We start from the raw sequence: 15,401 nt of genomic DNA, 5'->3' as shown, positions 1-15,401 counted from the left end.
TACTTTGCCCTGCCCACCACGGCGCCAGCCACCAGAAGTCCCCATTAGAACTACTTCGCCCGCCGACTGCAGCACCTGCCGCCAGAAACCCCACGACTCATCAACTGACCCGGCCTGTCAGAGCGCGACCCAGGCTACCAGCCCGTCCGGCGTGTCGGGATCGATGCCCTTGCGTTCCGCGCGGCAAAGCGCCGCAATCTGCGAGAGAAAAAGAAAAGGAATGCCCTGCGCCGCCGGGTCCAGCGCGAAGCCCGAGAAGGCGGCGTAGTCCGCGATCCCTTCAAAGTCCGCGTCCGCCTCGTCAGCGTAGACGATGACGGTCGCTCCCCTGCGCTTGAGGTCGCGGAGCAGGTTGCGCCGGTGCTGCGCCCCTGCCCCGCCGCTATCGCCGGATACGGCCGCGATCACGAGCGTGCCCGGACCGACGACGACCATCGGCCCGTGGCGGACGTCCAGCAGGTGATATGACTGGGCCTGCACGGACGCGATCTCGGTGAGCGCGATCGCGCCTTCGCCCGCCAAGCCCTTCAACTCGCCGTCGGCCAGCACGACCGCGTGGTCCCAGTCGAACCCGGCCGCGCGACGGATGCCCGCTTCGACCCGAGCCATGAACGCTTCGCCGTCACGGATGGCAGCGTCGAGTGACGCGATCAGCGCCTTGTCGCCGCCGAGGAAGGCGGCGATCAGCAGGTTGGCCGCATACAGGTTGACCACCGTACGGGTCTGGCAGACGCTGGCGTCGAACGCCCAGGGCAGCGCGAGCGCCAGATCCGCCTCGGCCGACAACGGGGATTCGGCGACGCAGGAAATGGCCAGAAGCGGCACATGCGCCGCGCCGCGCAGCAGCCGGACGGCTTCGACGATCTCCGTCGTGCTGCCCGACCGGGACGGCGCGACCAGCAAGGTGCCCGGCAGTGCAGCGCGATAGCGCTCGCCGTTCAGCAGTATGTCGCCGCCCGCATAGGCCTGCGCGTTCAAGCCCGCGCGCAGCCGGAAGGAAAACGCGGCGGATTCGCAGAGACAATAGCTGGAGCCGCAGCCGAGAAAGGTGAAGGAGGAGGGGGCGACGCTTTTCACGAAAGCTTCGATGCGATCTCGCTCGCCCAGTATGTAATCATAGGTTTGTCGCAACGCCGCGTATTGCTGCTTGGTCTCCCGGTACGTCAGGCTCATTAGACGGCAACCTCCATGTATTGAGTGTTACGATCATAATAATCAAATAAAATGATTATTACAATCATTTTATGATTGAAAAAATCATAATAATTCTCTATATTAGAATCGAACGCGATCGATCGACTCACGCACGAACACACTCAAGCAGGCCGGGAGGAACCAGTCATGCCTCTAAATTCGACGACGGCGGTGCTGCGGCACGCGAGAAAGCATGGATACGCCGTAGCGGCTTTTAACGTTCACACGCTCGAGATGCTGCAAGCGGTCGTGGATGCCGCCATCGAGAGCGACGCCCCGCTCATTCTCCAGACGACCGTCGGCACCGTCCAGCATCTGGGCGCCGACTACATCGCCGCCGCGGCCGAGGTGGCCGCGAGCCGGACGCGTCTGCCGATCGGCCTTCACCTCGACCACTGCACCGACTACAACGTCATCGTAAGGTGCATCCGCGCGGGCTATACTTCCGTCATGATCGACGCGTCGATGCATCCTTACGAGGAAAACGTCGAGCGTACCGCCCGCGTCATCTCGGTAGCCGCGGCAGTCGGCGTCAACGTCGAAGCGGAGCTCGGCAAAGTGGGCGGCGTGGAGGACGACATCGTCGTCGACGCCCGCGACGCGCTGCTGGCGGACCCGGAGGAATGCGTGTCCTTCGTCGCGCGCACGGGCGTCGACACATTGGCGCCGGCCATCGGCACCGCGCACGGCATCTACAAGGGGGATCCGAACATCGACTTCGACCGGATCGCGCGCATCGCCGGCAGCGTGGACGTACCGCTGGTGCTGCACGGCGGCTCCGGCATTCCGGCCGAGCAGGTGCGGCGGGCGGTCTCGCTCGGTATGGCCAAAATGAACATCGCGACCGAGCTGCGCATCGCGTTTTCGGATGCCATCAAGCGCGTCTTCGAGGAGCGGCCGGGGGAGAACGATCCCCGCAAGTACATGGTGCCGGCCAAGGAAGCGGTCAAGCGTCTGGCGCTTGAGAAGATCGCGCTGTGCGGCTGCGCGGGACGGGGCGGTGAGGCGGTGTGATCGTCACGGTCACGTTAAACGCCGCGGTCGACAAAACCTACTATGTGTCCGGGTTCGCGGCGGGCGCCGTGCAGCGGGTTAGGCGGCAGATCGCCGAGCCCGGGGGTAAAGGGAACAACGTCGCCAAGATCGTCAGGCTGCTTGGCGGCGAAGCGGTCGCGACCGGATTCTCTGCGGGCGGCGCAGGCGCCTTTATCGAGGAGCGACTCGCGGCGAGAGGCATCGGGACCGCCTTCGTCCGCATCGCCGGCGAGTCTCGCACCTGTCTCAATATCGTCGACGAGGCGAGCGGCGCGTCGACGGAGCTGCTCGAGGAGGGGCCGACGGTCGGGGACGCAGAGATCGCGGACATTAAAGAAGCCGTTGGCCGGCTCGGCGCGCAAGCCAGCGTCGTCGTCCTGTCCGGCAGCTTGCCCGCCGGCGCGCCGGCGGACTTGTACGCGGAGCTTGTCGGCATCGCCAGGTCCACCGGCGCCCGCGTCTATCTGGACGCGAGCGGCGAAGCGCTGGCGCTCGGCGTCGGCGCAAGACCGGACTTGATCAAGCCCAACGAAGAAGAGCTGGCGCGACTGTCCGGCCGCAGGCGTCTCGAAGCGTCGCAAGTAACGGAGACGGCGGCGAAGCTTCACGGCCAGGGCATCGGCCAGGTGTGCGCGACGCTCGGGCGCCAGGGCGCGGTCGCCTGCATTGACGGCAAGCTGTATCGCGTCGTTGCTCCGGGCGTCGCCGCGGTCAGCGCCGTCGGCTGCGGCGACGCGTTCGTGGCCGGCATGGCCTATGCCGAAGAACAAGGGCTGCCGGCGGAGGAGCGGCTTCGCGTGGCCGCGGCCGCCGGAGCGGCGGCGGCGATGACAGACCGGGCGGGGGAGCTCGACCCGGCCGCATACGAACGGCTTGTGGACCGGGTGGAAGTTCTGCCGCTGTAAGACGTCGACGTCATCGCTGTTTACCCCGGGCGCGTCTATGCCTTCATCGCTTGCAGCCCGGCCAGCGCAACCCTTGTTGCAATCCGGACGGCTTCTCCTGCACAATGTAGAAAAATACGCGGATAACGGGCGGGGGAGACGAATCATGGAAGCGACGTCGAAGGGCGAAGCGCGCAGGGCGAAGATGCTGGAGCTGATCAAAGCCGGCGGGAGACTGTCGATTCAGGAGATTACGAGTGCGCTGCAAATCTCGGAGGCGACCGCAAGGCGCGATCTCGATCTGCTGGAGCGATCGGGACCGATCATCCGGACGATCGGGGGGGCCGTGTACGAAGGGACGCCGGCGCAGCCGGCAGCCGAGCTGCCTTTCGCGGATAAGCGGCAGGCGCAGCTGCAAGAGAAGGAACGCATCGCGGAGACGGCGGCGGGACTCGTGTCCGAGGGCGACGTCATCTGTCTGACGGGCGGGACGACGACGTTCCTCATCGCGCGCGCGCTCAAAGCCCGGCGCAACATTACAGTCGTGACCAACGCAGTGAACATCGCCTTCGAGCTGGCCGACGCGGAGGACGTCCAGGTCGTCGTGGTCGGCGGCGTCATGCGGGCCAAGAGCTACGAGCTGATCGGGCCGCTCGCCGAGATCGTCGCGGATCGCATCAACGTCACGAAGATGTTCCTCGGCGTCGACGGCGTCTCGGAGACGCACGGCTGGACGATGCATTCGGAAATGGAGGTCCGGATCGCGCAAATGTTGATCCGGCGTTCGGGCGAGGTGTTTCCGGTGTTCGACGACAGCAAGCTTGCGAAAACGGCGCTCTTCACGATCATGCCGCTCGCCGATGCAACGGGCATCGTCACGAACCGGCAGCCGGACGGGTGGCTGGCGCAGGCTTGCCGCGATCATAGGATGGCCGTCCACGTACCCGAGCAACCGTCATAAATCCTGTCGGACGAGGAGCGGATCTATGGAGCCATCTGTTTTCGCAGTTATCGGATGCCAGCACGGGCATATCGGGTCTTTTATCGAAAACATGCTGGGCATGGGCTATCGCTGCGCGGGTATTTTCGAGGAGGACGGCGAGGACCCGGGGCTCGCGATGTCGCTGTCCGAACGATTCGGCATACCGTTGCTAGGCATGATCGACGAAGCCTTGGCGGAAGAGGTGAGCGTCGTCGGCTGCGCCGCGGTCAACAGCCGCAAGATCGACATCGCCGAGCTGTGCGAGGCGGGAGGCAAGCACGTCATGCTCGACAAGCCGGCCGTGACGGGCCGGGCGGGTCTCGAGCGGCTGCGCGGCATTGTCTCGCGCGGGCGGATCGAGCTCGGCATGCTGCTGACCCAGCGCTTCAGCGTCGGCGTGCATACGCTAAAGGCGCTGATCGACGAAGGCGCGCTGGGGCGGCTCGTGTCGCTCGACATGCGCAAGCCGCATCGGCTGAACGCCGCGGCTCGGCCGGAATGGTTTTTCGACTATGAGCGGTCCGGGGGCATCATTCAGGATCTGCTCGTTCACGACCTGGATCTCCTGCGCTGGCTGACCGGCAGCGAGATTGCCGATGTGCAGGGCTATATGGCCAAAACCATCCTGCCGGAGCACCCGGGCTTCTACGATGCCGCGGCGCTGAATGCGAGGCTCGCGGACGGTACGATCGCCCAGCTGTATGCCGACTGGCATACGCCGGCCGGCAGCTGGACGTGGGGAGACGGCCGCATCTTCGCCGTCGGCACGGAGGGAACCGCCGAGCTGCGTTCGCAGGGCGATCCCTGGGGCTCCCGGGAGCCGATGCTGCTGATGTCGAGCGGCATGGAAGCGCTCCATCTCGTGCCGCTGCGGCAACCGCCGGTCCATCTCTACGCGGATTTTGCGAATCGGCTTCGCGGCGAAGCGTCCGTCTTGTCGGGAGAAGACGTGCTGCTCGCCTCCGAGGCGGCCGTGGATGCGGACGAGCGCGCGGAGCGGATCGTGCGCGTCTAGCCGAAGCTTGTGGGGCGGCAATCGCTCCGGCAACGCGATATTCAAGAGGGGGAAGGGAAACGACATGTCCGTACGTAGAGCACTACTGATCGGCGCAGGCGGCTTCGGCCGCGTCCATCTGAACGAGCTCGTCCGACTCACGGATGCAGGCGCGCTCGAACTGGCCGCGGTCAGCGATGTGCGATTGACGGAGAGCGCGGCGGCTATCGTCGCGGAGCGAGGCATTCGGCACTATGCCGACTATCGCGACATGCTCTCCGCAGAGGCGGGAGCGGACTTCGTCGTCGTCTCCACGCCGATCCCGCTGCATGCGCAGATGAGCATCGACGCGCTGGAGGCCGGTTACCACGTCCTCCTGGAGAAGCCGCCCGGCGCCCTGCTCCAGGACGTCGACCGGATCGCGGAGACCGCCGCCCGGACGGGCAAGCTGTGCGCCGTCAACTTCTTTGCGCCGTCGCGCAAGGCCCAGGCGCTGATCGCGCACGCGATCGCTTCCGGAGAGATCGGCCGCGTCCGGCGCTTCAAGGCGATCGCACTGCTGCAGCGCACGTCCGCTTACTTCGGCCGCACGCCTTGGGCGGGCAAGCTGACGTCCGCGGGAAACGTCGTCCTCGACGGCGCTTTTCACAATCCGGCCGCGCATTTGCTCTACAGCATGCTAAAGCTGGCGGAGACGGCGGCGGGCGAGGTCGGCCGCGATTCGCAGCCGGTCAGCGTGACGGCAGAGATGTACCATGCCAACCCGATCGAAAGCGACGATACGACCGCGATGCGCATCGAGATGAGCGACGGCACGACGCTAAGCTATTACGTGACGCTGTGCGCGAAGAAGACGGAGACCCAGCGGATTCGGATCGAAGGCACCGAAGGCGCGATCGAATGGGATTATGACGACCAGGTCAAGATCTGGCGATACGGTCTGGGGAAATCGTACGACTGCGCGGAGGGCGGCATCGTCGAGCGGCGGTACCGGAACCTGATCGGGACGCTCGACGGTCGGGATGACGGACTCGACGTCTCGCTGGATTCGGCGCGGCGCTTCACGCTCGTCGCCAACGGCGCATTCGAATCGGCGGGGGAGATCCGCGGGATTCCGGCTTCCTTCGTGCGGCTGTCGGATGCGGCGGATCAGCCGGGCGCTTATATCGAGGGGATCGAGGCTGCCATGAAAAATGCCTTCGCCGCGGGCAAGCTGCTCTCCGAGACGGGCTTGCCCTGGACCGTACAGCCAGAGCCGTTCGACCTGCGCGAGTACCGCCGTTTTCCCCAGCGTTTCCGCATGAACGGCGCCTAGTCTCGGCCGGATCGCAGGAGGAGGAGCCGAAACCATGAAGTTTTACGTTAGCGTCGACATGGAAGGTATCGCAGGCATTTTGTTCAAGGAACAAATTTACCGGAACGAAACGTTCTACGAGGAGTCCCGGCGGCTGCTGACGGACGAAGTGAACGCCGTGGTCGAAGCGCTCGTGCAGGCCGGCGCGACCGAGATCGTCGTGAAGGACGCCCACGCATCGGGCTTCAACTTGCTGTACGGCAGCCTGCATCCCGCGGCCACGCTGGCCGCCGGTGCGCTGCCGCTTGCGAACCGCTTCGCCGGTCTGGACGAAACCTTCGCCGGCGCGCTGTTGATCGGCTATCATGCCATGGCCGGCACCCGAGGCGCGATCCTCGAGCACACGTTCAGCTACGCGGACATTCTCGAGCTGGCGCTGAACGGCGAACCGATCGGGGAGATCGGGATCGACGCGCTCCTGTTCGGGCGCTTCGGCGTCCCGGTCCTGTTCGTCTCTGGCGACGACAAGACTTGCGCGGAGGCGCAGAGACAGTTGGGGACGGTATTCACGTACGAGACGAAGCAGGCAACGGGCCGGCATTCGGGCCTGCTCAAGGCGCCCCGGCGGGTACTGGCGGAGATCGGCGAGTCCGTCAAGGAAGCCGTCGGGCGCAGAAGCGAATGCAAGCCTTACGCGATTCCGGGACCGTACGAGATGCGGATCGAATATACGAGCACGAATCTGGCCGACGCTCGCGAGCTCGAGTCGGACGGCGTCCGCCGCGCCGGCGGCAGGGCGCTTGCGCTCCGGGACGACGATTTGCTGCGACTGCTTGCCCGCACTTTCAAATAAGCAAAAACGGCCAGGCCTGTCTCGGCGACGAGGCGGGCTTGTTTGCCGTTGCGGCGCTTTTGGGGCGCGGATGTTGAGAGATGCCGGCGTTTAGCCAATTGTATGGAAATGTCCGAGTATAAGACAATTTACGCCCGTAGTGCGACAGAAGGGGATGTGACAATTTTAAAGGAGAAGCGCTTCAGCGGGATGTGAGAGACGCAGGCGCTTCAACGAATGCCGCAACGGCAATGGAAAGGAGGAATTGAGGAACCGTTCGGAAAGGGAATGACGAGATCGGATTCGACGCTTCATGCAAGACCATTCGATGAAAAGGATGTGTCCGTATGCTGTCGATCGTCAAAAAGTCAGGCCTGTCCATTCTAGTCGCCGCATTAATCTCCTCGCCTCTTACTTTCTCCCCCGCCCGCAAAGCGCACGCGGACGCCGTCGAGACGAACGTCGCGCTCGGCAACGCGACCGTAACGACGAACAGCTTCGTAAGAAACGCTGTCTCGCTCGCCAGGCTCGTCGACGGCGACCGGCAGACATCCAGTTACGCGCTCATCGACGCAACCGCCGGCCCCAAGTGGGTTCAGCTCGATCTGGGCGAATCGTTCGACGTCACTCGCGTGAACGTATTGAACGACTTCAATCCTTCCGAGCCCCGGACCGGCAGAGACATCATCGTTCAGCTGTCCAACGATCCTTCCTTTGCCAGCGGTGTCACGACCGTGTTCAACAACGATACGGACAACACGGCCGGCCAGGGCGCAGGCACCGACGCTTCCTATCTGGAGCCGACGGATGGCAGCGGCAAGAACGTGACGCTCGCCGCTCCCGTGAATGCGCGCTACGTCCGCTCCTGGGCGAACGGACACGTCCGGTCCTCGAACAATTCCATCCAGACCGTCAATACGCCTGTCGAAGTGGAGGTGTATGCCGCCGTTCCCGCGACGAATGCGTCGCTGCCGAGCTCCGTCGGGCTGACGGCGGGCAGCGCCTCGGTCAACAGCGCGAGCTTGTCCTGGACCAGCCCGGGACCGTCGGCGGTCAGCGGCTACGATATCCGCTACTCGACCTCCCCGATCACGGGCGCCAATTGGGACAACGGCCTCGTCGTCAAACGGGTGACCGGCGAACCGGCTCCGGCCGCCGCGACGACCGCCCAGAGCATGACGGTGAAGGGCTTGCCCTCCGGCACGCCGCTGTACTTCGCGATGAAGACGGTCGGCAGCTCGGGTCAGGTATCCGCGCTCTCGCCCGCCGTCACGGTCTCGACGCTGCCCGTCGCTAATATCGCCCTCGGCAAGCCGGTCACGACGAACGGCACGGTCAACCCTAGCGGGCAGCCGATCTCGGCGCTGACCGACGGCGTGAAGACGCGGGACGCCTATTCGCTATATAGCGTCGCCGACGGTCCGAAGTGGGCGCAGCTCGATCTGGGCATGACGTACGATATCGCCCGGATCAACATCCGCAACGACTGGGGCGGCTCCGCCGACGTCTACCGGTTCGCCCGCGACGTCGTGGTCCAGCTGTCGAACGATGCGAGCTTCGCAAGCGGCGTCGTGACGGTGTTCAACAACGACGGCGACAATAGCGCCGGACTCGGCGCCGGCACGGACGCCGAGTATATGGAGCCAGCAGACGGCAGCGGCAAGGACATCTTGCTGGCCGACACGGTCGGCGCGCGGTACGTTCGCTACTGGGCGAACGGCCACGTTCGTGTCAATGGCTCGGTCAATACCGTCGACACGCCCGTCGAGATCGAAGTGTACGCCGATCCCCAGGACAGCGCCCCGCCGGCCGCAGTGACGAACCTGGCGAGCACCTTCGTCTCCTGGAAGTCCGCCGATCTCGCGTGGACGGCGCCGGGCGGCGACGGCAATACGGGCACGGCGGTCGCCTACGATCTCCGCTACGCCACGAGCGCGATCACGGCGTCCAACTGGTCCTCCGCGACGCCCGTGTCCGGCGTTCCCGCGCCGAAGACGGCGGGTTCGGCCGAAGCCTTCACGGTCACCGGGCTGACGCCGGGCACGACGTATTACTTCGCGCTCAAGGCCAAGGATCTCGTTAACGAGTCGCCGATCTCCAACGTGGCGACCGTCACGACGCCGGCGGCGGACACGGTCGCTCCGGCCGCCATCGCGAACTTGCAGGCGACGCAGGCGATGTTCAAGTCCGTCAAGCTGACCTGGACGGCGCCGGGCGACGACGGCTCGAACGGCAAAGCCGCCAGCTATGACGTCCGTTATTCGACCTCTCCGATCACGCTGGCCAACTGGGCCTCCGCCACGCAGGCGGAGGGCGAACTGCCGCAGCCGACGGCGGGCACGCCTATGCAATTCAAGGTGACGGAGCTGACCGCAGGCGTTACGTATTACTTCGCGGTCCGGACGACGGACGCCGTAGGGAACGTATCGGGTCTGTCAAATTCTGCGAGCGCCACGGTCGCGACGCCGACGGCCGATGCCGTGACGGTATCCTCGCTCTCCGCCCTGCAGACGGCGATCGACGGCGCGCCTGCCGGCGGCCGGGTCATCACGCTGGCTGCGGGCACCTACAACCAGACGACGCCGATCAATATTACAGGCAAGAACAATATTACGATCCGGGGCGCAGGCAGCAACTACACGGCGACGGTCGTGAAAGGGCTCGGCATCAACAACAGCGCGCTCGACATCAATTTCAAGGTCAACGACTCCGATTATGTCACGTTCAAAAACATGACGATTCAGGATTCCTATTATCATGCCATCCAGGTCAATCAGGGCTCGAAGTACTTCCATGCCGACGGCTTGAAGACCTGGGACAACGGCGAAGGCGGTTTCAAGACGACCTTCGATCTGAACGGGGGCAAAGGCTATACCGATTACGGCATCATCGAGAACTCGCTGATCGGCTACACCACGAGCGGCATGCGCAGCGTCGTGGAGGGCGTCGACCTGATCGCCTCCAAGGGCTGGATTGTCCGCGGCAATCGCGTGGAAAACGCCAAGACGTCGAATAACGGCGGCGGCTACGGCATTTTCGCTAAAGGGAATTCCATCGACACGATTTTCGAGAACAATGTGATCGTAGGCAGCTTTGTCGCCATGTCGTTCGGCGGCGGCGGCACGGGGGCGACCTTCTTCCGCAATCAGGACCAGACCTACGAGCATCGCGGCGGCATCATCCGCAACAATGTCGTTTTCGGCGCTACGGATACAGGCGTCTACCTGAACAAGGCCAACGGCTACAAGGTGTATAACAACACGATTCTGAACACCGGATCCGGCGTCGGCGCCATCGAGCCAAGGTTCGCCGGCACGAGCGGAGAGGTGCGCAACAACCTGATGACCGGCACGGTCAAAAACCGCGACAGCGGCACTTCCGTGGTTAGCAACAACATCACGGGAGCGACGGCAAGCTGGCTGGTCGATCCGGCTGGCGGTGACTATCGCCTGCATCCGTTCAACGGGATGGCTGCCCGCGACGTCGGCATGACGCTGGCCGACGTGCCGACCGACATGTACGGCGAAGCCCGTCCGTACGGCAGCGCGTACGACGTCGGCGCCGACGAGTTCGCGCCGAGCGAGACGACGCCGCCGGCCGCCATCGGCAATTTGGCCGCAAGCGACATTACGTCCCGTACGTTCCGGTTGACATGGACGGCGGCGGGCGACGACGGCAACACGGGAACCGCGTATGCGTACGACATCCGCTATGCGAATGCCCCGATCACGGAAACGAACTGGAGCAGCGCGCAGAAGGCGGACTCGACGCTGCTGCCTGCGGCCGCAGGGACTTCGCAGTCGGTTCAGATCGTGGGCCCCACGGCAGGAAGCGTCATTTATGCGGCCGTAAAGACGGTGGACGACCAAGGCAACGTGTCGCCGCTGTCGAATATCGTGCAGGTTAACACGCCTGCGTCGTCGGGTTCCGAGTTCACGCCGACCGACGACGCCTATGTGGCCGCCTCGGGCGACAGATCCGGCACGAACCAATCGCTCATTATTCTGAACAACGGCAACAGCACGTATTGGAGTTATTTAAAGGCCGACTTCACCGGTTATTCCGCGACGCATGCCGAACGTGCGGTCTTGAAGCTGTACGTATCGGACATCCCGAACAATCCAAGCCGGCCGCATGCGCTCGCCGTCACCGGATTGATCAACGACAGCTGGTCGGAAAGCACGGTCACCCGGCTCACCTTGGCCGACGAGACCGGCGCCGTCCCGCTGGGATCGATCCAGTTCAGCAAGCCGGGCTGGTACGAATTCGACGTCACGGCGTTTATTAACAGCCAGATGACCGACAAAATCGTCACTTTCAAAATTAGCGATCCGCAGTCTCAAGCGGCAAGAGTGGACCTGAACAGCACGGAGCATCCATACAACAGGCCGTACCTGCTCATCAGCGCAACGGACGATGTTGCGCCGGCGGCGATCGCCGATCTCACAGCAGGGAAGAAGACGCTGAGCAGCGTGGAACTCGGCTGGACGGCGCCGGGCGACGACGGCAACGTCAGAACGGCCGGCGAATACGACGTGCGGTACGCCGCTTCGCCGATCACCGAGTCGAACTGGGCGAACGCCACGCCCGTGATCGGGGAGCCCTCGCCTCTCGCGGCGGGCACCGCGCAGAAGTTCACCGTGCTGGGCTTGACGCCGGGCGCCACGTATTACTTCGCGATGAAGACGCGGGACGATGCGAACAACGAGTCGGCGCTCTCCAACGTGGTTCAGGTCGCGCTGGAGTCGACCGTCAATGTCGCGCTCGGCAAGGCGGTCAGCACGAACGGCACGGTGTCCGGCGGCGGCTCTGTCTCGGTCGTGACGGACGGCGCCCGGGGCTCTAGCGGGTACGCGCTGATCAGCGTCGCCGACGGTCCCAAGTGGGTGCAGGTCGATCTCGGTCAGGCTTATGCGATCAGCCGGATCAACGTGCTGAACGACTGGGGCGGTTCCTCCGGCGTCGCCAGGACGGGCCGCGATCATGTCGTGCAGTTGTCCAACGATCCGATGTTTGCAACCGGCGTCACGACCGTGTTCAACAACGACACGGACAACAGCGCGGGACTCGGCGCGGGCAGCGATGCGGCATACCAGGAGCCGACCGACGGCACGGGCAAAAACATCGTGCTCACGACGCCCGTCAATGCCAGGTACGTCAGATCCTGGGCCAACGGACATGTGAGAGTGACCGGGGAGACGAATCTGGTCAATACCCCGGTGGAGCTCGAGGTGTACGCGAATACGGGGGATACGACGGCGCCGGGCACGATCGCGAATCTATCCGCGTCCGGTACGACCTGGAAGTCGACCAATCTGTCATGGACTGCGCCGGGCGATGACGGCACGACCGGTACGGCGGCTGCCTACGACATCCGGTATCATACGTCCAGCATCACGGAGAATAGCTGGAACGATGCCGTCCAGTTGACGAACGAGCCGGCTCCGGCGCCCGCGGGAACGACGCAGACGCTGGCGGTAACCGGACTGCCGGCGGGCACGGCGCTGTACTTCGCGATGCGGACGTTCGACGAGACTTCCAACGCATCGGCGCTGTCCAACGTCGTGCCGGTTACGACGGCAGCGAACGATCCGACGCCGCCGGCGGCGATCGCCGATCTCGCGGCGGTGAACCCCGGCCCGCGCAGCGTGCAGCTGACCTGGACGGCGCCGGGCAACGACGGCACCGCCGGCATGGCGGAAGGCTACGAGGTTCGGTACGCGACTTCGCCGATTACGACCGAGGCCCAATGGTCTGCGGCGACGCAGGCGGAGGATGAGCTGGCGCAGAAGAGTCCCGGCCAGACGATGAAATACCAGGTCAACCAGCTCCAGACGGGCGTGACCTATTACTTCGCGGTCAAGACGTACGATGACGGCGGCAACTACGGCGGCCTGTCCAACCCCGTCAGCGCGACGACCGTCACGCCGACGCCGGACAGCGTGACGGTCGCTTCGCTGTCCCAGCTGCAGCAGGCGATCGACCAGGCGCCCGCGCAGGGCAGAATCATTACCCTTGCTGCAGGGACCTACAGCCAGACGACGACGATCAATATTAACGGCAAAAACAATATTACGATCCAAGGCGCGACGTCGAACTACGACGACACGGTCGTCGCCGGTCCGGGCATTAACGCCTCGAGCATGGACATCAACTTCAAGGTCAACGATTCGGACTATGTCACGTTCAGGAACATGACAATCCGCGATTCCTACTACCATGCGATCCAGGTGAACTCGGGGTCGGATTACTTCCGCGCCGATCATCTGAAAACCTGGGACAACGGAGAGGGCGGCTTCAAGTCGACCTCGGGCGGATCCCCGGATCTGCCTTATGCGGACTACGGCACGATCGAGAATTCGTTGATCGGCTACACCACGGGCGGTACGCGCAGCGTCGTCGAAGGGGTCGACTTGATCGCGGCCAAGGGCTGGATCATCCGGGGCAACACCTTCCAGAACGCGAAAATGTCCGGCGGCGGTGTCGCCTATGCCTTCTTCGCCAAAGGCAATTCCATCGATACGCTCGTCGAGAACAACGTGTTCCAGAACAGCTTCATCGCCATGTCGTTCGGCGGCGGCGGTACCGCGCCGCAGTACTTCCGAAACGGAGATACGTCGCTTGAGCACCGCGGCGGCATCATGCGCAACAATGTCGTGTACGGCACGGCCGACGCGGGCGTCTATATGAACAAGGCTTCCGGCTTCAAGGTTTACAACAACACGATTCTGGGCATTCCGTCGGGCGTAGGCGCCGTGGAGTCCAGGTTCGCGGGAAGCAGCGGCGACGTGCGCAACAACCTGATGGACAAAGCGGTGAAGCTCCGCGACGGCGGCGCGGCTACCAGCAGCAACAATATTACGAACGGCACCGCGAGCATGCTGGTCAACGCGGCAGCCGGCGATTATCATCTGAATCCGGCCACCGCCTCGGCGGCGATCGATACCGGCTTCGCGCTGCAGGCCGACGTTCCGCTGGATATGGACGGCCAGCCGCGTCCGTCCGGCTCGGCCTACGACATCGGCGCCGACGAGCTCAGCCTGGCGCCGGCCGCGCCGACCGGACTCACGGCCAGCCTGGTCGGCGGCAACGTCCAGCTGACCTGGAATCTCGTGTCCGGCGCGACCGGCTACACGGTGAAGCGCGCGACGGTCGCAGGCGGTCCGTATTCGAGCTTGGCCACGGGCGTCGCGACCAACGCTTATACGGACAACGCTGCAGCCGCGGGCGCGACCTACTACTACACCGTCTCCGCCGCGAATACGGCCGGCTCGGGACCGAACGCAGCCGAGGCGTCCGTCACGGTTCCGCTGGCGGCGCCGACCGGCGTCACCGCGACCGGCGGCAACGCCACGGTCTCCGTCGGATGGACGGCTACTTCCGGCGCGACCGGCTACAACGTGAAGCGCAGTACCGTCAGCGGAGGTCCCTTCAGCATCGTCGCGACGAGCGTGACCGGCGCCGTCTATGCCGATACGACCGTCTCGAACGGGACGACGTATTATTACGTCGTGAGCGCCGTCAGTACGGGCGGCGAGAGCGCGGACTCCGCCCAGGTGTCGGCCACGCCGTCGAGCGGCGCGGTACTGAGCCGTACGGGATGGACTGCGACGGCTTCGTCGTCCGCGAGCGCTGCGTCAGCCGCGCTGGACGGCAGCGCTACGACCCGCTGGGCGACGAGCGCTGCGCAGCAGGTTGGTCAGTACTATCAGGTCAACATGGGCGCGGCCAAGACATTCAACAAGATCACGCTTGATTCTACGGGCGGCAGCGATTATCCGCGCGCCTACGAGGTATACGTGTCCGCCGACGGCACGAACTGGGGCACGGCCGTCGCGAGCGGCACGGGCATCGGCAATGTGCAGACCGTCACCTTCTCCGCGCAGACGGCCCGGTATATCAAGGTCGTGCTGACGGCGGCGGCATCCCCGTGGTGGAGCATTTACGAGTTTAACGTGTATGAGCCTTAAGCGTTCGCATTCCGCTTGATTCGCTTTCGACCGACCGCCGGCGGCAGCCCCATTTCGGGCCGCTCCGGCGGTTTTTTCGCGGCGGAAAACCTGCTCTAGCAGGAGGACAAAAGTTCCTCAGTAAAAGCCAGCAATGACTCGTTTCTAAAGTATGGCGTCCTCTCTAACATGATAGATAGCTGCAAACCACAAGGCGGTTCGAGGGCGAAGGCCGGG

Annotated in this window: 8 protein-coding genes; 7 read left to right on the top strand and 1 reads right to left on the bottom strand. The window is 64.4% G+C overall.

Annotation, left to right across the window (positions count from 1 at the left end):
• Positions 1-117 precede the first annotated feature (117 nt).
• A complete protein-coding gene (locus KVT38_RS08650) occupies positions 118-1,173 on the bottom strand; it encodes an SIS domain-containing protein (protein ID WP_217593300.1) in 1,056 nt (351 codons plus the stop codon).
• Between the two features lie 168 nt (positions 1,174-1,341).
• Here KVT38_RS08650 and KVT38_RS08645 point away from each other — a divergent pair, with 168 nt between their 5' ends.
• From KVT38_RS08645 to KVT38_RS08615, 7 genes are all read left to right on the top strand, one after another.
• Positions 1,342-2,208: a class II fructose-bisphosphate aldolase gene (locus tag KVT38_RS08645; RefSeq protein ID WP_217593299.1), complete on the top strand. Its 867-nt coding sequence runs from the start codon at positions 1,342-1,344 to the stop codon at positions 2,206-2,208.
• Complete coding sequence (locus tag KVT38_RS08640; protein ID WP_217593297.1) at positions 2,205-3,134, top strand: 1-phosphofructokinase family hexose kinase; 930 nt, start codon at positions 2,205-2,207, stop codon at positions 3,132-3,134. Before KVT38_RS08645 ends, KVT38_RS08640 begins: the two co-directional genes overlap by 4 nt.
• Before the next feature lie 145 nt (positions 3,135-3,279).
• Positions 3,280-4,074, top strand: a complete 795-nt coding sequence (locus KVT38_RS08635; RefSeq protein WP_217593296.1) for a DeoR/GlpR family DNA-binding transcription regulator — start codon at positions 3,280-3,282, stop codon at positions 4,072-4,074.
• Positions 4,075-4,099: 25 nt separating this feature from the next.
• Entirely contained in the window at positions 4,100-5,110 is a 1,011-nt protein-coding gene (locus KVT38_RS08630; RefSeq protein ID WP_217593295.1) for a Gfo/Idh/MocA family protein, read from the top strand.
• 64 nt (positions 5,111-5,174) lie between these two features.
• On the top strand, positions 5,175-6,404 hold the full coding sequence (locus KVT38_RS08625; protein ID WP_217593294.1) for a Gfo/Idh/MocA family protein: 1,230 nt from the start codon (positions 5,175-5,177) through the stop codon (positions 6,402-6,404).
• 34 nt (positions 6,405-6,438) lie between these two features.
• Complete coding sequence (locus KVT38_RS08620) at positions 6,439-7,236, top strand: M55 family metallopeptidase (protein ID WP_217593293.1); 798 nt, start codon at positions 6,439-6,441, stop codon at positions 7,234-7,236.
• 326 nt (positions 7,237-7,562) lie between these two features.
• A complete protein-coding gene (locus tag KVT38_RS08615; protein WP_217593292.1) occupies positions 7,563-15,185 on the top strand; it encodes a fibronectin type III domain-containing protein in 7,623 nt (2,540 codons plus the stop codon).
• The last annotated feature ends 216 nt before the right edge of the window (positions 15,186-15,401 follow it).

This window comes from Cohnella sp. GbtcB17 (genome assembly GCF_019091135.1).
In the GTDB taxonomy this organism is placed as follows: Bacteria; Bacillota; Bacilli; order Paenibacillales; family Paenibacillaceae; genus Cohnella.
This window is presented reverse-complemented; position numbering and strand designations above follow the sequence as displayed.

Excerpts from the sequence above, each read along its gene's own strand:
- KVT38_RS08645 (WP_217593299.1), top strand. The coding sequence starts at position 1,342 with ATGCCTCTAAATTCGACGACGGCGGTGCTGCGGCACGCGAGAAAGCAT.
- KVT38_RS08650 (WP_217593300.1), bottom strand. The coding sequence starts at position 1,173 with ATGAGCCTGACGTACCGGGAGACCAAGCAGCAATACGCGGCGTTGCGA.
- KVT38_RS08635 (WP_217593296.1), top strand. The coding sequence starts at position 3,280 with ATGGAAGCGACGTCGAAGGGCGAAGCGCGCAGGGCGAAGATGCTGGAG.
- KVT38_RS08625 (WP_217593294.1), top strand. The coding sequence starts at position 5,175 with ATGTCCGTACGTAGAGCACTACTGATCGGCGCAGGCGGCTTCGGCCGC.
- KVT38_RS08630 (WP_217593295.1), top strand. The coding sequence starts at position 4,100 with ATGGAGCCATCTGTTTTCGCAGTTATCGGATGCCAGCACGGGCATATC.
- KVT38_RS08620 (WP_217593293.1), top strand. The coding sequence starts at position 6,439 with ATGAAGTTTTACGTTAGCGTCGACATGGAAGGTATCGCAGGCATTTTG.
- KVT38_RS08615 (WP_217593292.1), top strand. The coding sequence starts at position 7,563 with ATGCTGTCGATCGTCAAAAAGTCAGGCCTGTCCATTCTAGTCGCCGCA.